Consider the following 22,672-nt stretch of genomic DNA (forward strand, 5'->3'; position numbering starts at 1 on the left):
CAACCTGCAGCAGTTAACGTGCCATGCGGATTTTAATAGTCAATCCGTATCTACAGCAAAGGAGCGAGTTGCATGAAATTTGGAAATGTAGTCATCCGGCGAAAGGTCCCTTGCACGATGCGCGACGGCATAACGTTGTATTCAGATATATACCTGCCGGACGAGACAGGAGAATATCCTGTGCTGCTGATGCGCCAGCCCTACGGACGGTCGATTGCTTCTACCGTTACGCATGCCCACCCCGTCTGGTATGCAAGTAAGGGATATATCGTAGTAATTCAGGACGTCAGGGGGCGGGGAGAGTCGGAAGGCGAATTTAATCCGTTTGTTCAAGAAGCAGAGGACGGATTTGATACCATCAAGTGGGCAGCCGGTCTGTCCGGCTCGACTGGGAAAGTAGGCATGTACGGTTTCTCTTATCAAGGGCTAACACAATGGGCAGCAGCTTCCCTTCACCCCCCTGCGCTCCAGGCGATTGCACCGAGCATGTGTCCGGCAGACATGTATCATGGCTTATTTTATCCGCATGGCTCGTTCGCACTTGGCAACCATCTGCCGTGGGCTTTCCAGTTGGCTCGTGACACGGCACAAAGAGCGGGTGACTTCGTAACGGCAGAGCAATGCTCACGACTTATGCGCAGCCCCGAGGAAATGCTCTGGAAAATGCCGCTGAATGAAAGACATCCGATTCTGGAGCAATACTTTCCCGCATTTTATGATTGGATCGATCATCAAGCGTACGATGAGTACTGGGAGCAGATGAACTGGATCAACGATATCGTAAAGGAACCCGTGCCGGCTTTGCATATTGGGGGCTGGTATGACGGTTTTCTCATGGGCACGTTACAGTCGTTCGAGGCTCTGCAAGCTACGGCCACGCCGGATTGCTTTCATCGGCTCATTGTCGGTCCGTGGGCCCACATTCCATGGGGGCGCAGAGCTGGCGGAATCGATCATGGCGAGCAGGCGGATGGTGGTCATCATCTGGAGCAGCTGCACTGGTTTGATTATTGGCTGAAGGGCAAGGAAGACATGGAACTGCCTGGTGAACTGCCGATCCGATATTTTGACCAATTGAGTAATGAATGGCATACGGCGGAACAGCTGCCTTCTGTGTTTGAGGATGGGCCCTCTCCGTCCGAATGGTTTTATCTGTCCGGGTCGCAGACCCCGGCGAACGGTGCGGCAGGAGGGGGGAGACTGGAAAAGCATAAGGAAGATGTGGAGGAGGCTGTGCCGGATGTATTCGTGTACGACTCACGTCTGCCGATGCGTCTGGACTCTTACCTGCCGTCCGACCGAGCTGCCATTCAGGAACGGCAAGAGATTCTGGTATATACGGGAGGACCGCTTGCAGAAGATATCCCGATTTTTGGGTCCCCGGAGTTATCCGTTCAGTACCAAACATTGGGAGGTCCGACGGATCTGGTAGCCATCCTCACCACCGTATCCGAGCAAGGGACGGCCCTGCTACTCAGTGTAGGTCGCACGGAAATCTGCAGTGAAGGAGCAGATGCTTCCAATGAATGGAGAACAGCTCAGATCCGGCTGCGTCCCTTGGCGGCCACCCTGCCGGCTGGCTCGTATGTCCGGCTTGAGTTGACAGGCAGCGCCTTCCCGTTATTCTCCCGGCATCCGAACGGTGTCTGGGGTGAGACGAACAGCACGGGAACAGGTGGGTTGAAGATTGCCACCACGGCGGTTCGCAGTACCGAACAGGACATATCCTGTTTGAGGCTGCCGGTAAAAAGATGAAAAGCGAAGCAATAATTAAAATAAATCAAAGTGAGGTTGAATGTATATGGTGAACATTCCAGGTCTGGTTGCTGGTAACTTTGAGAATTGTCCCGTCCACAAAATTTCCGCACAGGATACGAATAAGTTCATCCTGCTGTGCGACAGGGAGCAGGTTCCGTTCACATCATTTGTGGAGATCTTCGAGGTTGGAGGCAGAACTCCATCCAATGAACACCGGGAGGCTTATGAATATTTTTATGTGTTAAAAGGGGAGGGACTTGCCAAAGTTGGCAACGAGTATGAGACTCCGATCCGCCAAGGCTCATTCATTATTATTCCACCGGGCAACCATCACGATATTATTAACACGGGCAGCACACGTCTGTATTGTCTGACGACCATGGTACCGGACGAAATGTTCTCGGATATGATCAAAGCGGGTCCGGCCACCGAGCTTGACGAGGAGGATCTGGCCGTGCTTCAGGCGCTGGCTACCGCACAATGAGTGCAGGGCTGCGTTTCATTAATGTACGCCTTCCGCACCGGGAAGACCTCTGTCTTTATGAACTAAAGGCGGAGGGTGGAAAATGGGTTAGTGTCCGTCAGCAGGACCGTTTCCTTGATGCACGGGAAAGCGGTGCTTCCCGTCTGATGGTCCCGCATCAGGCCGGTTCGGATCTGAAACGGCTCTCAGACGCGGACTGCATCGATCTGCAGGGCGGCATGATGCTTCCTGGCCTGGTTGACTGTCATATGCATCTGGATAAGGCCTTTTCGCTCTCCCAGGTGTCGAACCGATCCGGCACGCTTCATGAAGCCATTCTTAATTACAGCCAGGCTGTACAGACATTCAGCAAGGATCAGCTAGCGGAACGCATGCTGACGGCTGCCAGAATGGCACTGAGTTACGGGACCACGACCATAAGGAGCCACCTTGACTTCCCTGTTCATTTGGGGAGAGAGGTGGCCTTTCGGACGATTGAGGCAGCCTTGGAAGTACGGGAGAAGTTGAAAGGCCGTATGGCTATCCAATATGCGCTCATGGTTCCGTTCCGCGGCAATCATGAAGCTGCGGATGAGGCAGTCCTGGAAGCACTGCGGATGGGGATTGATGTACTGGGTGGAGCCCCTCATCTGGCAGACGACCCAGAACGGGAGATTGGCAGGGTTTTTCGGTTAGCGGAACGTTACGGGGTACCCATCGATCTGCATGCAGATGAAAGTGATCATCCCGGAAAAAAAACCGTGCTGAGCATCGCAGAGCATACGATTCGCTACGGTTATCAGGGCAGAGTGACGGCAGATCATCTGTGCTCGTTGTCCGCAATGACGGAAAAAGATGCACAGCATGTGATGGCGAGGATGAAGGAAGCCGGTCTGAACGCGGTAACGCTGCCTGCGGTGAACCTGTATCTTCAGGGACGGGAAGATCGCGGCCTGGTAAGACGGGGCACAACACGCATTCGCGAGCTGCTTGCAGAAGGCATTCCGCTTGCTGCGGCCTCCGACAATATTCAAGACCCGTTCCATCCGTTCGGCCGCGGGGATCTGATACAGATCGCCCAAATCACATCATATGCCGCCCATATGGGCAGCGAACGGGACTTAGTGCAGCTGCTGCGAATGATCACGGATATTCCTGCTGAGATCACGGGCTGTGACGAGTATGGAATAGAAGAAGGGCACGACTGCAACTTTGTTGTCACGGATGCTTCGGATGTCACGCAGCTGCTATCAGGTACAAAAATGAGTCGCTGGGTGTATGCCTCCGGCAGATGGCAGTCTGCTTTGCATACAGCTCAGACATTTGCGTCTGAATGGGCAACATGATTGGCAATAAACAGGAATTACTGTCAGTCGAACATAGAAGAGAAAGAGGGTGGCAAGATGGTTGCACAAGTCACAGGCACACAGACAATGGTAGTCAGTCCTCACTCTTTGGCCAGCGCGGCAGGAGCGCGTATTTTGCAGCAAGGAGGTAACGCCTTTGATGCCGCCGTGGCGGTGAGCGCTTGTCTTGCCGTCGTATACCCACATATGACGGGACTGGGAGGCGATTCCTTCTGGCTGACCTATAGCTCCAAAGAGAAAAAAGTCAGGGCGTATAACGCGAGTGGACGTTCGGGCAGCCGGATTACCGCCGCCAGTTTTGCAGGCGAATCATTTATCCCGCAGCGGGGACCCCGAAGCGTCATTACCGTGCCGGGTATGGTGGACGGCTGGGATGCCATATTACAGGAATATGGCTCGAAGACGCTGGCAGAGGTGCTTGAGCCCGCGATCCGTTATGCGCTGGAGGGTTTCCCGCTGTCGCCGGACCAGCATGTCAATACGGCCGAGCGTTTCGCTGTGCTGGCAGCTTATCCACAGACAGCCGCCATCTATTTACCCGGAGGCAAGGTTCCGGAGCAAGGCAGCCGCTTTGTGCAGTCTGATTTGGGAAACAGCCTGCTGCAGGTTGCGGACCAGGGTCGAGACGTATTTTACTCAGGGAGTGTTGGTCAGGAGATTGTTCGCTCACTTCAAGAGCAGGGCGGTCTGCTTACACTTGAGGACTTTGCGAGACACAGAGGTGAATGGGTGGAACCGGTCAAAGGGAGTTACCGAGGGCTTGAACTTTATCAGGTCCCTCCGAACTCACAGGGCTTTACCGGCATAATGGCGCTTCAAATTCTCGAACAGTTTGATTTGGAAAGTATAGAGCACGGTTCCTATGAGTACTATCACCTGCTTGTAGAGGCGCTGAAGCTGAGTTTCCGTGACCGCGATCGATATTTGACCGACCCACAATTTTCCTCCATCCCCCTGGACCGGCTGCTATCCAAATCCTATGCCGCGAAGCTGGCGGCCTGCATCGATATGGAGCGGGCCCTGCCGATGGATACCCAACCGGTAGGTCATGATACGGCATATGCGGCAGTAGTAGACAGTGAGGGCAATGCCGTTTCATTTATCCAAAGTCTCTATTTCGAGTTCGGATCGGCCGTGGTTGGGGGAGACACCGGTATACTGCTGCAGAACCGAGGCTCGTTCTTCTCCCTTGATCCGTCGCATGTGAACAGGCTGGAACCGGACAAAAGAACCTTTCATACGCTGATGCCGGCAATGGCCTGCCGCGACGGGAAGCCGTATATTTTGTACGGTACCCAGGGAGGAGAAGGTCAACCGCAGACACAGACTGCGCTGCTGACCCGCATGGTGGATTATGGAATGGTCCCCCAGACCGCTGTCAGTGAACCCCGCTGGGTGTGGGGAAGAACATGGGGAGAGGCAACGCAAGAATTGAGAGTGGAGGGCCGAATCGCGGCAGAAGTGCAGCAGCGTTTACGACTCGCCGGACACGCGGTACACACAGTTGAAGATTTTGCTAGAGTCATGGGACATGCGCATGCCATTATGATCGATGACAATGGCTTCCTGCTCGGTGGCACAGACCCCCGCTGCGATGGGGCGGCTATTGGATGGTGAACCAGAACCGGGGTGAAAGGTCTGGGTGCGTGCCGCCCTTGCCTTTATTCTTACATAAGACACAACTAAGCTCCGACCGTTTCCCGTTAGCCTACTGGGGAACGGTTGTTTATTTTCTTCTGAGTTCGAACCAACTCCACACCAAAAAAGACAGGAGCAGGATAAAAAACTTTTGAAGCACTAGAGTTTATGTTAATGGTAGAAGTTGTTAACCACTGTCGCCGTCCGCATTGCTGATGCAGTCGTACAAGGTTGTAATTATGTAAATTTCAGTTGAAAATGATGATTTCACCCGGATGTAATGATTTGTAAAATAGGCTTATTAAAGAACAAGGAGAGGTTCACATGACAAAGCCAGACGTCCCGCACCATCCACAGACATCAGGTTATAGCCATAAAATCAATGATCCATTCTGGTTACATTATATTGAACTTGTCCGCAACGTGGTTGTTCCTTATCAATGGGAAGCGCTTAATGACCGTATCGAAGGAGCTGAACCAAGCCGGGCCATTCAGAATTTCCGCATTGCTGCAGGGGAGGAAGAGGGCGTTCATTATGGCATGGTATTTCAGGATAGCGATGTTGCGAAATGGATTGAAGCAGCTTCTTATCTGCTCTCCGCGAAGCCCGACCCGGAACTGGAAGTCCTCGTGGATTCCGTTATTGAGACCATAGCTCGGGCACAGCAAGCCGATGGCTATTTGAACACGTACTTTACCCTGCGTGAACCTGGGGCGCGCTGGACGAACCTCGCCGAGTGTCATGAGCTCTATTGTGCAGGACATATGATTGAGGCAGGTGTGGCGTACTACCACGCCACGGGCAAGCGCACGCTGCTGGATGTGGTTATTCGTCTGGCGGATCATATAGGCACCGTGTTTGGTACAGAGCCGGGACAATTGCCAGGTTATGATGGACATCAGGAGATTGAACTTGCACTCTTCAAATTGTATGAGACGACAAAGGAAGAGAAATATCTGGAACTGAGCCGTTATTTTCTGGATCAGAGGGGAGCGAGTCCGCATTTTTTTGTAGAAGAATGGGAGCAAAGGGGCCGTACCATACATTTTGGCGAGTTGGACATGGTTCACCGCCACACTTATTCCCAGTCCCATCTGCCCATTAGGGAGCAGTCGACAGCAGTAGGCCATGCCGTTCGACTAGTTTACATGTGCGCGGGTATGGCAGATGTAGCTGCGAAGACGGGGGATACACCGCTGAAAGAAGCCTGTGAACGGTTGTGGTGCAACACCGTAAGCAAGCGAATGTACATTACGGGAAGCATTGGTTCATCAGCCAAGGAAGAAGCATTTACAGGAGATTATGATCTGCCAGGAGATACCGCCTATGCAGAGACCTGTGCCTCGATTGGCCTGATCTTTTGGGCGAAGCGCATGCTGCAGATGGAGCAGGATAGCTGGTACGCAGATGTTATGGAGCGAGCCCTGTACAATACGGTGATTAGTGGAATGTCCCTCGATGGGCAACGTTTCTTCTATGTGAATCCCCTTGAAGTCGATCCGGAGATTCAACGTGTAAATCCTAATTATGCGCACGTGCGAACTCGCCGGCAAGGGTGGTTCGGTTGTGCCTGCTGTCCGCCGAACATTGCGCGATTAATTGCCTCACTGGATCAATATGTATATACCCCTGCTGTGGAACAGGCTACGTTGTATGTGCAATTGTACATTGGCGGGGAAGGGGAATTCACACTTCAGGGTAGGAAAGCAGCCCTGACCATGGTCTCTGACTATACCTCCACCGGAGAAGTGAAGCTGATCGTGCGGCCCGATTCCCCAGCGGGAATGCAGTTTACGATAGCTCTGAGAAAGCCGGACTGGTGCAAGATTCCCGAGCTGTGGATTAATGAGGAGAAGACCGAACAGGATGAGTTTACTTTTGAATGCGGTTACATAAAGGTGACCCGTACGTGGAGAGCTGGTGATGAGATCAAGCTTCGCTTCCCTATGGAGTTGCTGCGGATGAAAGGGCATGATCACATCAAAGCCACTTTCGGAAAAGTAGCCATTCAGCGGGGACCGTTCATGTACTGTCTCGAAGAAGTCGACAATGGCCCCGGACTGCATCGCATTCAACTGCCCCGGGATGCCGAGTTTCATATCGGTAGCGGGGAAGGGATGCCTCTGGAGGTTCCAGCACTTACAACCACTGGGCAGCGAATCGTATCCCAAGAAGACTGGGGAATACATCTGTATCGCAGTGACGTCCACTGGGATACACAGCCAGCCGAGCTTCGATTTATTCCTTACTTCACTTGGGCCAATCGGGATGAAGGAGAAATGAGCGTTTGGATTTGGGAGAGCGAATAAGAAGAGATTTACTAGTGCTGCTTTAAAAAGGTAGGCAAAAAGAAAAGCGCCCGATAGACCCAGAATGCGCGCTGCAGGATAACGCGATTTTTAGCGAGCGGACGCTTTTTTTCACGGCATCAGTTCGGATTGAGTCAGTTTATTTATCTGAGTTGGTAAACTTGCTCCGGAAGTTGGAAGGAGAGATGCCCTCTTTTTTCGAGAAACAGGTAGAGAAGTAGGATACATGATTGAAACCAATCTCTTCGGCGATGCGAGCAACGGACCAGGTGGTTTGCAGCAGCAGCTTTTTGGCCTGTTCGATTCTGTAATGCAGCAGATATTCCATGGGTGTCATGCCATACACTTTCAGCATGCTGCGTGCGAGATAGTTTGGATGGTAGTTGAGTTCCTTTTGCAGCATCGGATTGGAGATCGGTAGCGGGTAATTGTGGCGGATGTAAAGTTCAACTTTCTCGGCAATCCGGATTGCGGCAACGTCAGACAGTGAAGACAGCCCAAGATCCAGATGCTGCATAAATTGCTGGAATGTCGCCTGTCGTTTCCAATTGCGCATGGACTGAGGCTCCTGATCGAGCTGAGAGAAATGCTCCAGCAGCTCCATGTCTTTGGATGCAATGTGCAACCGTTTGGGAATGAAGATGGAACAGACATCACAGTGGTTCAGATATGCGCTCACCTTATGTGTCTCGATTAATTCGGCTTGATTGGCGAGGCATTCGTCCATGTTGGCAGATTCTCTCCAACTGCCATAGGTTTGAAAATGAATCCAGATCATTTCCGTTTCCGTCTTACAGGCTGCACTGCCGTAATGGTGTCCATCCGGCTTAAGGATCAATGCATCTCCTTGGTTCAGAAGCCACTCAGTCCCGTTCTCGCTAAGGGCGAGCGAACCGCGTGTAACGACAATTAGGTCAAAAACACCGATGTCACTACGGCTAATATGATATTCGCCGGCTTCGTAATAAGCACGTCCGCAATCAATAAAATAGGGAATGGGCGGGGTGATGAAATGAAGGATGGGCGAGTCCAATCGGGCACCTCCGAACAGGTTGAAATATTTAAAATTCATGTTGGCATCGAGCATTTATTCTTTATGATATAGCAAGTAACATAGAAAATAAAGCGCTTACGTAATTCAGTTTTAACCTTAACCGGATTCAGGATTAGAACTTAATCTTCACTCTCGTGCTGCGGACAACGGAAGAGTTTACTCTGCCGATTGGGCTGGCTTCCTTCGTTTCCCCATTGGGCAATCATTATGAGGAACTGATCTCAGGAGCCGTGCTTGCCATTGTGCCCATCTTGATTCTGTTTCTTTTCTTTCAGCGCGACTTAACAAACGATTTAGAGATTCTACTTTAGACGAAAGAATAAACGTCATTTTCGATGGATCGGTCAAAGGTATTTCGTAGAAGAAACTGTACTTACCGGTTTAAGAGAATTAAACCCCTAATGGATATGATCACATATATACAGGAGGTTATAATGACAATGATTTCGAAGAAGTGGAAGCCGCTTATGATCGCGCTGCTCCTGGCATTTTCAAGTCTGCCGCTGCAGGTTAGCACTTTGCCTGGGGCCGCGACGGCTGCAGTAAAGACCGGTATCTCCAATGCCAGCCTGTCGGCCAAAGTCGGCGACTTAGGTCAGATTGAGGAGCTCTATATCAACAACAATCCTACCAATAAGCAGGGGGAGCCAATTAATTTCGTCCTGCCTAACACCACATCGCCGCAGAATGGTACCCAGCACCAATGGATGGGGGAAATGATCTTCTCTTACCGTACGGGTGCCAATGGACAATTCCCTGACAACAGGGACGGCTTTGTAGAAGTTGATACCAATAAAACATTGGCTGCCGGGGGATCTACACAATATTCAACCATTAATCCGGATAACCCCTACATCAACAAGACAGCATCAGCAGACGGCAAGAAGGTAGAAGTCAACTTTATTGGACAGAATCTGGACTCTACAGACCAGCGGGTGATGAAGGGCTTCGATGTGAAATCCGTTTTTGATATGGAGACCGAGGACGGTTCAATGCTTTGGGAAATTACGGTGAAGAACAAAAGTAATCAGTATATCGAATTCGGGGATATCGGCTTGCCGATGCCTTGGAACAACAAATATCAGACCTTATCCGATACCTATGATGACCGTGTGACGGTGCATAATTTCGCAGGTGCTGACAGTGGATATTCTTATGCTATCCGCACCAGTGGTGAGGGAAACTTCATGCTCTTCACTCCGGTGCCGGAAAGCGGCGCTCGAATCGAGTATGTGGATTATTGGATGCATGAAGCAGGAGAGCGACGTGCTGCAGACACCTTTAAAAACTGGACAGGAGACAGTGGCGGCTGGTATCCGGGGCTGAACGTGCTCTATATCCACTCCAAAGAAATCCAGAAAACGGGACGCGGATACTTCACTGATGCTTCTAGCCTCGTCCTAGGACCGGATGAGTCCAAGACGTATAAGTTTAAATTCTCAGCAGTCCGTGGAGGAGACAACACGCCGCAGGAAAGTGCCCAAAGCCCAAATAACAGTTCGACCTCGATGGAAGACCGTGAAGCCAATCTCCGGTCCATCCTATATAAATCAGGTATGATAGATGCCGTAGCGGTGCCAGGCTTCCAGACAGCAATCAATATGCCTGTCAAGCTAGACCTGCACTATGACGACCGTATCGTTGATGTACAATCCATCGATATTCAAAATGTGGCAGAGAATGATCCGTTTGACGAAGCGCATATTCCGGATATCAAGCCTGGGAAGAGCAGAAAGGAAATGGTTGACAACTCACGGGCCGGACGTGGACTGCCTGACGGGAATCCTGGCTACAACGAGTCGGTTGAGTTTGTGGAGACCAAGATCGTAAATGGTGAACAGCATCATATCTATTCGCTTCAGTTTGATTCGATCGGCAATAACAGCGTGCGTATCGAATATAAGCTGAAGGACGGCAACGAATGGGTGGATAAATTCACTCAATTTGAATTCAATGTTCTGGCCGAGCTGGATGCAATCTCGGATGCCCATTCCGAATTCATGGTCCAGCAAACACAGGATAAGAATCCGGAGAGTCCAACTTATGGTAACTATTTCGACTGGTATCTTACAAGTGGCATCGATCTCAATACGAGCCATTGGGGAGATGACTGGAGCCATGACAACATCAACTTCATGACGATGAAGAACTATCTGGCTCCAAGTCCCGATGAAATTCGCTCTATCGAGACATACCTGATCGACTTCATGTGGGAACGATACATGAAGAATACTCAGGATAGCTACATCGTTGCGAACTGGCTGAAAGATTCTGGAGCGTACACCGACAAGGATAAGCCTTATACACGTACGTTCTCCGAAATCATGGAAGCTACCGGATTTTTCAACATGTACCGGATTCAGAAGGCTTATCCTAATCTGATTGAGTACCGGGAATCGCCTCAGTTTTATCTGGAGAAAGCTTATAACATCTACTATAAGCGCGTTTCCACCGGGGCCATCGGATTCTATGGCGAGCAGCAAATCCCGGATATGATTGAAGCACTGAAGGAAGAGGGGATGCAGACCGAGTCAGCCAATCTGCAGAAAAAGTTCGCCCTCGACAAGGGACGCAATATGACTAGAGCCACTTATCCTTACGGGTCGGAATTTGAATATGACAATACTGGCGAAGAAGGGGCCTATGCCGCAGCGAAGGCTCTGCGCACGTACTATCCAGCAGACGCGCTTACAGGTGCAGCTGAGAAAAGTATGGAAATGGCCGATTGGAAAACACGTGCCATGCGTGGGATTCAGCCTACCTGGTTCCATTATTCCGTGCCCGTATTCCGCGGCGGTGAAGGCTGGTGGAATTTCCAATATACTGCGTCTTTAGCAGGATACATTATGGATGACTGGCTTAGGTATGAGAATGATGGCAGATCGGTGGAGCAGAAGGCAATTGCACAGCAGCGCAATTATGCCGCGAAGATTTCGAACTTTAACGCCGTCAATATGGGACAGATTTCGGCTAATTCAGTTGGCAGCACCTCTTGGAGATATTCGATGTATAAAGGAGGCACAGGCACGAAGGACGTATACGATGGCGGATCACGCGTCATGAGTAACGGCTGGAATGATTTTTCGGGCGAATCGGAAGAAGGCCTCTATGGTTCCCTTCTCAGTATCAGCTCCGATATTGTTACAGATCCGATATTCGGGCTGTTCGGTTATGGAGCGCTGGTGACTGACGAAGGAAACAGTTACAACATTACGCCGAAAGACGGTTTCGGCAAGCGGATCAATCTGATTGATGAGAAAATCTATATGGAGCTGGAAAGCGATAAAATAGAAAGCGCGCAAATTCAAAAAGATGGTAAGGGTTTTACACTTCAGCTCCTGAATCCATCAGGGAAAGAGCATACTTCACGGATTTTGTTCGATGGAGTGGGACTGGAGAATGGCTACTATACCATGAAGCTGAATGGTGCAGCTGCCGGACAGTTCTATGTTCAGAACAATGAAGGCGTTGCCATGTTTCAGATGGGTAGCGTGCAGCGTGCTGAATTGATCATTGAAAAGTCAGCCAGCGGTGAAAATGAAGCTCCGCAAATTACTGTTGAGCTGGCGACACAACATTCACAGGCGTTGATTCCATTTATGCTGAATGGGATTGTAACCGATGATGGCGCGCCGAAAGGGACGCTGTCTTATCAATGGGAAGTGGTCAGTGCCCCGGAAGGCGGCAAGCTAACCTTTACTCATCCGAAAGCAAGCATTACACAGGCTACGGGTACCAAAGCAGGCTCATATACAGTTAAGCTTAGCGCAAGTGATGGACAACTGACTGGCTCAAGCCAGGTCATCTTCGAACTGGTTTCACCGCCGGATAAACAACCCCCAGCAATTGGCCAAGTAACAGCGGTTCAGGATGTTACCAATAACAGTATCGTAGTATTGTCCGGGGAGGCCATTCCTGACCCTGTGCATAGCGAGGCAGAAGAACCCCAGTTGAAGTACACTTGGGGAGTTAAGCAAAAGCCTGAAGGTTCAGCGGACATTTCCTTTGTGGATGGTGACAAAGCAGCAGCCTATGCGCGCGTAAGCATGGCAGGCACCTACACGTTTACCTTCAGTGCGGCAGACGGAGATAAGAAGGCCAGCAAGGATATAACGATAGAGATCAAGGAAGATACCGTTGACGTTTACCGGGCACTAAGCGTAGTGACCAAGAAGGATATTGAACCAGAACTTCCTAGACAAATCTATATTCTGTCAGAGGAAGGGTATCTAGAGCAGGAAATCACTTGGGATGCTATTGATCCAAGCAGCTATGCTAGTGTAGGCCAATTTGAAGCCAGAGGAACGGTCGATGGTAGTGCTTTGGAGGTATGGGCTACCGTACATGTCGTGAATTCTGAGCTGCAAAATGCGGCGCTGACAGCCAAGGCTTCCGCTAGCTTCTCTGGTGGCGACGGTTATCCGGAAGCGATGAATAACGGCATTGAACCTAAAAGCTCGGCAGATTTCTCTCCGAACCGAGGTGCCCCCAACAGTGCATGGCATAACTGGGGTAGAGAAGGAGATCCTGCATGGGTGACGTATGAATGGGATCATCCATTCCTGGCCTCATCCATGGATGTATATGTATTTCAAGACAACGGCGGGAACTTCCGTCCGAAGGATATGCAGCTTATGCTTCGCGGCGAAGATGGGAAATGGTATACCCCGCGGGACATAAAGGGATTGGGCAATGAACTTAATAAATACAATACAACTACCTTTGAGCCCGCCTATATTACAGGTGTTCGTATGGACATGAAGCCTTCCGTTAATGGCAGCGGTATTCTGGAATGGAAGGTATACGGCTATACCGGAGCGGTAGATAAGACAGAACTGATCAAGGTCTATAACTATGTAAATACATTAAATGCTTCGAACCTTGCAGATCCAGGTCTTGCGCCAATCGAAGCGGCGAAGACAGAAGCATCTGCTGTGATCAAGAATATGAATGCCACAGACGAGGAAATTGCCCTGGCGCTCGAGAAGCTGCTGATGGATTTGCGTCTGCTCAGTCCGAGAGACGGCAATATGGCCTTCGTCGCAAATGCTTCTTCCAGCTATACCTCTCCTTGGGAGAGTCTGGCTGCAGTAAACGACGGAAAGAAAGATGGCAACAACATTTCACATTGGGGAACCTGGGGTCATGAAGGCGCAGAGGAGTGGGTGCAATATGAATGGCCGCAGGGTGCCACCATCCGGAGTTCGAATCTGGTGTTGTGGTCAGATGCCGGCGGAATCAAGCCGCCTACCCAAATTGTGTATTCCTACATCCCGGCAGATAGTGCAACTGATGAATGGGTAACAGCGGGAACGGTTTCGGAGGGAATCAAAGTGGTTGAACATACTCCGGCGGAATCCTCCAATCCTTACACGTTTGACTCGGTGCTGAATGTAAAGGCAGTGCGAGTAACCCTGACCAAGCAATCACAGGCAGGAGATAACGGTGTTGGCCTTTGGGAATGGGAAGTTCTCCAGGCCGGATCCACTCAAGATCGAGAGGCTCCAGTAACACCAGCCGGGGTGGCACCGTCCGTACTCCATGGAGATGACGGCAAACTGATTGGTGTGACAACAGAAATGGAGTATAAGAAGGAAGGCGAAGAAGAATATACTGCAATTGCAGGAATTGAGGTCACAGGTCTCACCGCCGGTAAATATTATGTCCGATATATGAAGACCGGTTCGCTGAGCGCCAGCCTGGATAAGGAAGTCGTTATTCCGGAAGGGCAGACACAGGAGCAGGCTGCACCCGATGCGAGTGGGTGGGTGATCTCACACGCCAATTCGGACACCAACATAAAAGGCACAATTGAGGGTTTGAATGATACGATGGAATACCGGAAGCTGGGCGAAGAGGACTACACACCTGTTACAGGTTCAAGTATCAACGATCTGGAGCCTGGCAGCTATCAGATCCGGTATGCGGCCACAGACAGCCTAAAGGCAAGTCCGCCGGTAACCGTGGACATTCGCAATGAAGCCAAGGCAGACAGAGAGGCACCCACAGCGGAAGGACTCGTCATTACACCGCCTACAGCGGCAGGCGGGAATGATGGCAGAATTGAAAATGTGACTGCCGATATGGAGTACCGAAAGGCGGATCAAGGTGGTTACATGCCGGTTAGTGGAACCAGCATTGAAGGCCTCGAGGCGGGCAGCTACGAGCTCCGGTACGCCGGAACGGATTTGAACAATCCAAGTCCTGCGATCCTGATCGTTGTGCCTGACGGAACCAAGCAGGAGCAAAGTCCGCCGTCCAGTGCAGAGGTCAAATCTGTAAATGTCAGTGCAGCCGGGGCCAAGGATGGTAAGATCATTGGTGTAAGTCCAGCAATGGAATACCGGCATGTGGGAGTGGACGCTGGCAGCTGGAATGCGATCACAGGCACAGAGGTTATAGGTCTTGGTAACGGAATCTACGAAGTAAGATATAAAGAAACGGCAACTCATTTTGCGAGCCAATCCCTTACTGTCGTTATCAGCAATCCAGTCATCGATCCGAAGCCGACGGAAACACCCCCGTCAACGGATGCACCTGTGTCAGTGACCACACCTTCACCGTCTCCTGAAAACATCAAAGTCGAAGGGAATTGGATTAAGATTGTGGCACCAAAGACGGATACCAAAACCGGTAAAGCTAAAGGAGCACCCATCCGGCAGGAAGACCTTAATAAGGCTCTGGAGCATGTAAAGGCGAATAGCAGTAATATTAAAACAATCATGGTGGACATTCCGAAAGCAGAGGGAGCCCATTCCTATGCGGTTGAGCTTCCTGCAGCTGCACTAACCGCAGCGCATGCCAACATCAAGATCGGGATTAATACGGAATTTGGAGCCGTTGCAGTACCTTCTAATTTGCTGAAGTATGTATCAGGTGCCAAAAATGTGGAACTGTCACTGAGCCGGCTAGATACTGTAAAGCTTCATTCAGATGTAAAATCAGTGATAGCCAGCAGACCTGTTATTGCATTCGCTGTTCAATTAGATGGAGAAGAAATGGCAACCTTGAATGCACCGGCTGAAATCAGACTGCCTTATACTCCTGATGTTGAAGAATTGGCCAATTCCAAATACCTTACAGTTTCGTACGTGGCTGCGAACAGTACATTTGTTCAGCTACTGAACGGCAAATACGACAGTGCTCTACAAGCCATGGTTTTTCCAGCGGCAAATACAGGTCAATATGCAGTTGTTTATACGAAGAAGTTCTTCAATGATGTCATCAAGGATTCGTGGTACGCATCAGCGGTTGAAACAATGGCATCCAAAGGATTCATCGACGGGACATCGGCAACAAGCTTTAGTCCCGGGCAAAAGGTCACAAGAGGTGAGTATCTAGCTTGGTTGGTAAGGACACTGGATCTCAAAGCAGAGTTCAACACCACCTTCAGTGATATGAAGCGAACAGACCGCTATTATGAGGAAATCGGAATCGCCAAAGCACTCGGGATCGCCCTGGGCACGAACGGCAGCTTCTATCCGGAAACGGAAATTGCCAGACAAGATTTGGCTGTGCTGACCATGCGGGCTTTGCGGGCAGTGGGCAAATCCGAGCAGAGCGGTACAGCTGAGGATCTCAAGAGATTTACAGATGCGGCAAATGTAGCAAAGTATGCAGTTGATGACATGGCTGCAATGGTTAAAATGGGTTTCATAAACGGGCGAAGCAATGTCACCTTGAGTCCTGGAGGAACGACAACCAGAGCAGAAGCTGCTCAGGTTCTGTATAAGATTTTCTTGCAATTATAATTAAAGAAACCGACCTTGATCCTGTTTTATGCAGGACCAAGGTCGGTTTCTTTTTTAGGGAATGCTTCAAGCATGATGCCTTAGCGGACGAAGGTAACCTGTTTTACAAACTTACTCTTTCAACTTTCCAGTGATTAACCAAGAATTAGCTTGTGGATTGGTGCATCGTATTATTTTCCCACCACTGTTCACTATCAAATGCGAAAGGTGGTAATTCACATTCAAGAATCTCTTCTATCCCTGACTTTCAAAAAGCATCTGCGTGATAGAAGCTAACTACATATTAAGACCATAAAAAACTGTATAAACTTTATTATTGAAATATATAATATGTGCTCATATTAACTGACTTTACTACCGATAAACATGGGATGGAATGTTAACAGATGGTAAAAATCAGGTTTTCGTTCTAGCATGTAGTCAGCAATTTGAGCGGAGGTGGCTCGGGTATCTTACAAAAGGATACCAATTTTGTGTGGTAAATGAAGAGCAAAGAGGAGAGCAATATAAATGATTAGAAAAATCACGAGAAAAATATCCATTTTTCTTACTGTTGTACTTGTAGTGGGTGTAATGCTTTCTTCCTTCGTGTGGTTGTCTAGTGAAGTGGAGGCTGCATCTTCAGGTTCCGGTACAGCATCAGACCCTTATATCATCACAACGGCTACACAACTCAATGATATACGTAAATCGATGAGATCTTACTATAAACTGGGTAAAGATATTGATCTATCAAGCTATTCCGATTGGACACCAATTGGAACAAAAAGTGCTGTTTTTAGCGGTGGATTAGATGGAGATGGTCATACGATCAGTGGATTAACCATTAATCGTTCTTATCTATCCGATGTCGGCTTATTTGGATATGTTGAATCTGCTCAAATTCGCAATGTCCATCTAACTGGAGTAAATATAGTTGGATATGATTATGTTGGTAGTTTAGTAGGTAGAATCAATTTTGGGAAAATAGAAAATAGCAGTGCAAGCGGCACAGTAAAAGGATATCGTCAAGCCGGAGGGCTGGTAGGGGAAGTGGCTTACTCCTCAGCTGTGGTTAATGGGAGTTCGGCTAACGTAACGGTTGACGGATACCAGAGCTTGGGCGGTTTAATCGGTAAATACAGCAGCTGGACAGCCATGTCAGATAACTCTGCCAGCGGTAACGTTACAGGTACTGGCGGCAATCTTGGAGGTTTAATTGGTTATATCGACTGGGGCGGCGGTGTCACGAACAGCCATGCTAGCGGTGATATACGAGGAACCAATCTGAATAGCTCTTCTCTTGGCGGTTTGATTGGTGGAAGTAATTCGAACCTTATAGAGTACAGTTATGCAACAGGCAATGTGTTTTCAATAGAAGGGACAAACCTCGGTGGTCTTATTGGCTCTGGAGGCGGAAATATCCAGCAGAGTTATGCCACGGGAAATATCACTTCTGAAGGAGGAAGTTTTCCTCAAATTGGTGGATTAGTCGGTCGATCTGACTTTGGGAAAATTTTAAATAGTTACGCCACTGGACAAATATCAGGAAACGCGAATAGCACGCTATTTGGTGGTTTGGTAGGTAGTTTTTATCAAGGCGATATAGTGAATAGTTATGCAGCTGTTCAAGTGCCAACAACCGGAAGTAATAATGGCGGACTGTTGGGTACCGAAGGCTACGGGATCATCACGAACAGTTACTACGACACAGAAGTAGCTAATCAATCCGACACTGGAAAGGGCGAACCGAAGTCTACAGCAGAGATGAAAAGCAAAGCTACCTTTGTTGATTGGGACTTTAATTCGATATGGACGATTAATGAAGGTGACGATTATCCGCGACTTCGTCCATATGTGAAGTCCTACTCCGTCTTATATGTTAGTAATGGAGGAACGATGGGCACTGTTCCTGTCGACAGTAATCGTTACCCGGAAGGTCATGTTGTCACTGTATTAGATAATACAGGGAATATGGAGCGTGAAGGTTATCGATTTATGGGTTGGAGTACCGATGCACTAGGTAATGGCGGTGTATACAAAGGTGCAGATACCTTCATCATGGGCACGGCTGAAGTGAAACTTTATGCACAGTGGGCTGCATTGACCTATAAGATCAGCTCAATCGAAGATGAAACACTTTCGAACTTATTAGAAGGATACTTACCTGGTACTCAAGAAACGAAGACGATTCCCATTACCCGTACAGGTACAGGAGATTTAACGAATGTAACTGTGTTAATAAGTGGAGATCAAGCTAGTCATTTCGTAATCACTGGGCCATCCGTAACAGCGCTGGATGACGGAACGCCAGCGACTTCGTTTACAGTAAGGGCGAAAGATAATTTGCCATCTGGAACGTACAGTGGAACAGTTACCGTTAGTGCAGATCACATGGCCGATACTACCTTCACGGTTAAGCAAACGGTGAATGCTAAACAGATACTAAAAGGAGACGCAAACGGTGATGGCATAATCACTCCCGCCGATGCCTTGATGGTTACGCAACATATGAAAGGAAAGATTAACTTGACAGCTGATCAATTCAAAGCGTTAGACATGGACAATAACGGGATTTTGAATAATGTGGATGTACAAATGATCATGGCGATTTACCTAGGAGGAACAGGAAAATGATACAACGCCTTCACGGTAGCGCGTTAAATAAAGTAGTTTCGTTATTTACGATCTTATGCCTACTTCTCGTTCCTTTCCAATCTGTTGTTGAAGCTGCTGCTTTAACTACCCCTTCGTTAGCAGTTGAGGTGGACGAAACTTCTTATGCTCCTGGCGATATGGTTACAGTCAGTGTAACGGTAGATCCTGGTGATGAAGATTTGATCGCATATGATACTAATTTGAATTACGATGCAAACCGTCTTGAACTTGTTAACGTAACAGATAAAGCGGGAGCTCTACAATTTACTACAGATGATAGTTCATTGGGACGGATTATTGTTTCTTCAGCCTACTTCGGTGATAATTACTTCATCTCAAGTAAGCAAGAAGTATTTGATATTCAATTTAAGATAAAAGAAAATGCGGGATCGGGAGAAGCTAATATACAGATTGAATCTGCTAAATACTCCAATGAGGGTGAAACTCGGACCGATTTTGCATCGCTATCTTCGGGGAGTGTAATCGTTCAAGAAGTTATTCATGTTAAAGTTGGCACGGTAACTGGAGCACCGGGTGAGACCGTTGAAGTGCCAGTTTCCATTCTCAAAGCTAATGGATCAGCCGCAGCTTATGGGATGCAGCTTGATTATGATTCCAATGCTCTTGCGATCGAGAAAGTCACAGGAATGTCTGGAGATACGTTCTCCACTTTACAGAACGACCTGGAAGGCTGGTTAAAGGTTTGCTGGGTTGATGCAGAGGGTGGTGATCATGCTTTAAAAGAAGGGGACACTTTGTTCAAAATCTCTTTTAAGATTAAAGAGAATGCTGCCGCAGGCGATGTGCCTATTACAGTAAGCAATCAAGAGGATCCTGGACATCTTACTTTTACCAATGTGCAAGTGGAAGAAATGAAGAAAACGGTTATTGATGGTAAAGTGACCATCAACGAAGCAATCACCAATGCTGAGGCACCGTCAATAACCGCACAACCAATAGACCGGACAGTAAATGTAGGTGATTCGGCAGAATTAAACATCTCAGCGAATGCAAGTGGTACGGTGAGTTACCAGTGGTACAGCAATGATACAAACACTACAGATGGTGCAACAATGCTGGTAGGTGAGACAAGTAACACGCTTACAGTACCGACAATGATGGCTGGAACTACGTATTACTTCGCCGTGGTAACCAATACGGATAGCACCAAAACAGGGCTGAATGTGGCAACACAGACGAGCTCAATCGCCAAGGTAACGGTTGATGATTTGACAGATGCAGAGGCACCAACGCTTATTACAGAGCCGACGGATCAAACGGTAAGCATCAATGAGCCTGTAGTATTGAAAGTAGATGCGATAGGAAGCGGTTCAGTAAGTTATCAGTGGTACCAAAGCGAAGATTCTTCCGTTACAGGTGGGATGGCTCTAACCGGTGAAACGGGTAGCTCGCTCGCAGTCCCCACATTTGAACTTGGAACGACATACTACTACGTAGTAGTCACCAACATTGACTCTTCAAAAACGGGAATGAATGCATCTAGCGTGACTACCCGTGTTGCAAAAGTAGTCGTTAATGAACTTAGCAACGCACCAGCTCCACTTATTCTTCTGGAGTCTAATGATCAAAACGTCAATGTTAATGATCCAGTCAACCTAATGGTGCATGTTGACGGGACTGGAGTGCTCAGCTATCAGTGGTATGAAAATGATTCAAATAGTACCGTTGAGGGAACTCCGATTTTCGGGGCAACTCAAGATAACTACACTGTTTCGACCGAACAACCTAGTACATCATATTATTACGTCACTGTAACGAATACAGACGATAGTCAAACAGGTAATAAGACTTCAACAGCAACCAGTCGTCCTATCAAGGTCACGATCTCTGCTCCACCTGCTCCAGAAGACAATCATTTGCCTATCGCTACAGATGATGTCCTGCCTTCTATACCGAAAGGGAAAGATAAGGTCACCATACTATTTACAGATCTAACAGGTAATGATTCCGTTGGAAGTCCAAACGAACTGGATACACAAACCCTTACCATTACTAATGTAAGTGAACTAGTGGGTGGAACAGCTTCCATTAAAGAAGGTTATATTGAATTCATTCCTGAACCTGAGTTTACAGGTTTAGCTAGGTTCAAGTATACCGTTACAGATGGGTTTTATAGTGCAACAGCTCAAGTGGCTTTTGAGATTAAGGATCTTGCTCCGTCCATTAGTCTATCTGGAGACACAACAATATATCTGCTCAAAGGTCAGCAGTTCATTGAACCTGGATATAGTGCAGCAAATGTGGAAGGTCAAGATCTCACTGAGAATGTGACCGTAACGCGTACCGAGGCAGAGTCAGAATATGGAACATACCAAATCAAGTATAACGTTTCTGATTCTGAGAACCGCGCTGCTCAAGAAAAAACACGTACCATATATGTTGTATCCAATTATCTAACTGAGCTTAAGGCAGGTACAAAAAATCTCACTCCATCTTTCTCATCAGCAGAAGAAAACTACAGTATAACTGTCAACAATGATGTGTCGACTTTACCTATCACTGCTACGCTTGAAGATACACATGCAACCTTGACGATTGATGGGCAGATAGTGAACTCTGGTATTACAAAACCAGTGGAACTTAGTATAGGTAAAAACACCGTAACTGTTGTAGTCACGACCCAAGGTGGTTTAACGAAGACTTATACATTAACGATAACTCGGCAGGTAGCAACAACTCCAACCAATCCTGGGAACACAGGTGGAAACAGCAGTGGTGGTAGTACGAATAGCGGGAATACGAACCCAAGTACTCCTGTTCCTACAATACCAGTAACAGAAGATCCAGGCTCCACGAGTCCAGCGTCAAATAATAATGATATATTTAGACCTGAAGTAGTAGAGGCAGACAGTAATGTGGTGTCCAACATCAGTTCAATGGTCCAAATGTATACTACACATCCAGAAGAGATATCCAGTTTGATGGATATTCAAGGCCATTGGGGTGAAAAAACACTTACGATCTTCTCTAAATTAGGTGTATTGAAAGGTTACGAAGATGGTACATCAAAACCAAACAATAGTATTACACGCGGCGAGTTTGCTGCACTAATCGATCGAATCTTTGTAGTAACAGCAGGAACAAATGCTGAACACTTGAACGATCTAAATGGATATTGGGGATCAGACAATATTCGTAAATTAACTTCTGCAGGTGTATTGAAGGGATATGGGGATGATACGTTTAGACCAAACCATACAATCTCACGTCAAGAGATGGTAGTCATTTTGTCTCGTGTCGTCAACATGAGTTTGGTTAAGAGCAACTCATCTTCTGTAGAATTTAATGATATTGAGGTATCCTATGCAGCTAAGGAAATTAAAAAGGCTGCTGAGATTGGTATCATTGAAGGTAAGGAAATGGGGGTGTTTGATCCTAAAGGTAAGGCTACTCGGACTGAAGCTCTTCAGATCATCCTCAACACGCTAAATTTGCATTCAGAGATTAAAGAGCTGCTAGAATCCTTATAAAAGAAGAAATGAGAAAGGCTTGGGTGAAAACTGCCCAAGCCTTTTTACTATTTACATTAAGCCAGTTAAGTTTGCAGTGGTAGGTAAAATATCTCCCATTTGTCTGTTAATCATGTCGAGAGAAAGAACATGTTTGAATTACAGGTTAGATAAGTAGGCAGGTTAACGTTGAAACATATTTATCATAACCTCGATTCCAAGTT

The 22,672-nt window shown here is 48.1% G+C and carries 10 protein-coding genes; 9 read left to right on the forward strand and 1 reads right to left on the reverse strand.

Annotation, left to right across the window (positions count from 1 at the left end; all coding sequences use genetic code 11):
- Window positions 1-72 precede the first annotated feature (72 nt).
- From CHI14_RS02545 to CHI14_RS02565, 5 genes are all read left to right on the forward strand, one after another.
- A complete protein-coding gene (locus CHI14_RS02545) occupies window positions 73-1,755 on the forward strand; it encodes a CocE/NonD family hydrolase (RefSeq protein WP_095286862.1) in 1,683 nt (560 codons plus the stop codon).
- Window positions 1,756-1,801: 46 nt separating this feature from the next.
- Window positions 1,802-2,242: a cupin domain-containing protein gene (locus CHI14_RS02550; protein WP_090898515.1), complete on the forward strand. Its 441-nt coding sequence runs from the start codon at window positions 1,802-1,804 to the stop codon at window positions 2,240-2,242.
- A complete protein-coding gene (locus tag CHI14_RS02555; RefSeq protein ID WP_095286863.1) occupies window positions 2,239-3,567 on the forward strand; it encodes an amidohydrolase family protein in 1,329 nt (442 codons plus the stop codon). Before CHI14_RS02550 ends, CHI14_RS02555 begins: the two co-directional genes overlap by 4 nt.
- Before the next feature lie 57 nt (window positions 3,568-3,624).
- On the forward strand, window positions 3,625-5,205 hold the full coding sequence (ggt, locus tag CHI14_RS02560) for a gamma-glutamyltransferase (RefSeq protein ID WP_095286864.1): 1,581 nt from the start codon (window positions 3,625-3,627) through the stop codon (window positions 5,203-5,205).
- A 345-nt stretch (window positions 5,206-5,550) separates the two neighbouring features.
- Window positions 5,551-7,536 (forward strand): glycoside hydrolase family 127 protein, encoded by a 1,986-nt coding sequence (locus CHI14_RS02565; protein ID WP_095286865.1) that lies wholly within the window; start codon window positions 5,551-5,553, stop codon window positions 7,534-7,536.
- Between the two features lie 139 nt (window positions 7,537-7,675).
- Here CHI14_RS02565 and CHI14_RS02570 read toward each other — a convergent pair whose 3' ends face one another.
- Window positions 7,676-8,569 carry a helix-turn-helix transcriptional regulator gene (locus tag CHI14_RS02570; RefSeq protein ID WP_095286866.1) on the reverse strand — a complete coding sequence of 298 codons (894 nt, stop codon included), beginning with the start codon at window positions 8,567-8,569 and terminating at the stop codon, window positions 7,676-7,678.
- Window positions 8,570-8,724: 155 nt separating this feature from the next.
- Here CHI14_RS02570 and CHI14_RS02575 point away from each other — a divergent pair, with 155 nt between their 5' ends.
- The 4 genes from CHI14_RS02575 to CHI14_RS02590 all read left to right on the forward strand — a co-directional run bounded on the left by CHI14_RS02575 (window position 8,725) and on the right by CHI14_RS02590 (window position 22,469).
- Window positions 8,725-8,901, forward strand: a complete 177-nt coding sequence (locus CHI14_RS02575; protein WP_481856382.1) for a hypothetical protein — start codon at window positions 8,725-8,727, stop codon at window positions 8,899-8,901.
- 123 nt (window positions 8,902-9,024) lie between these two features.
- Window positions 9,025-16,341, forward strand: coding sequence for a DUF5695 domain-containing protein (locus CHI14_RS02580; RefSeq protein ID WP_170947995.1), 7,317 nt, complete (start codon window positions 9,025-9,027; stop codon window positions 16,339-16,341).
- A 510-nt stretch (window positions 16,342-16,851) separates the two neighbouring features.
- On the forward strand, window positions 16,852-18,957 hold the full coding sequence (locus tag CHI14_RS02585; RefSeq protein WP_095286868.1) for a GLUG motif-containing protein: 2,106 nt from the start codon (window positions 16,852-16,854) through the stop codon (window positions 18,955-18,957).
- Window positions 18,954-22,469 (forward strand): S-layer homology domain-containing protein, encoded by a 3,516-nt coding sequence (locus tag CHI14_RS02590; RefSeq protein WP_095286869.1) that lies wholly within the window; start codon window positions 18,954-18,956, stop codon window positions 22,467-22,469. The genes CHI14_RS02585 and CHI14_RS02590 overlap by 4 nt, the downstream gene beginning before the upstream one ends.
- The last annotated feature ends 203 nt before the right edge of the window (window positions 22,470-22,672 follow it).

Source organism: Paenibacillus sp. 7516 (genome assembly GCF_002272715.1).
In the GTDB taxonomy this organism is placed as follows: Bacteria; Bacillota; Bacilli; order Paenibacillales; family Paenibacillaceae; genus Paenibacillus; species Paenibacillus illinoisensis_A.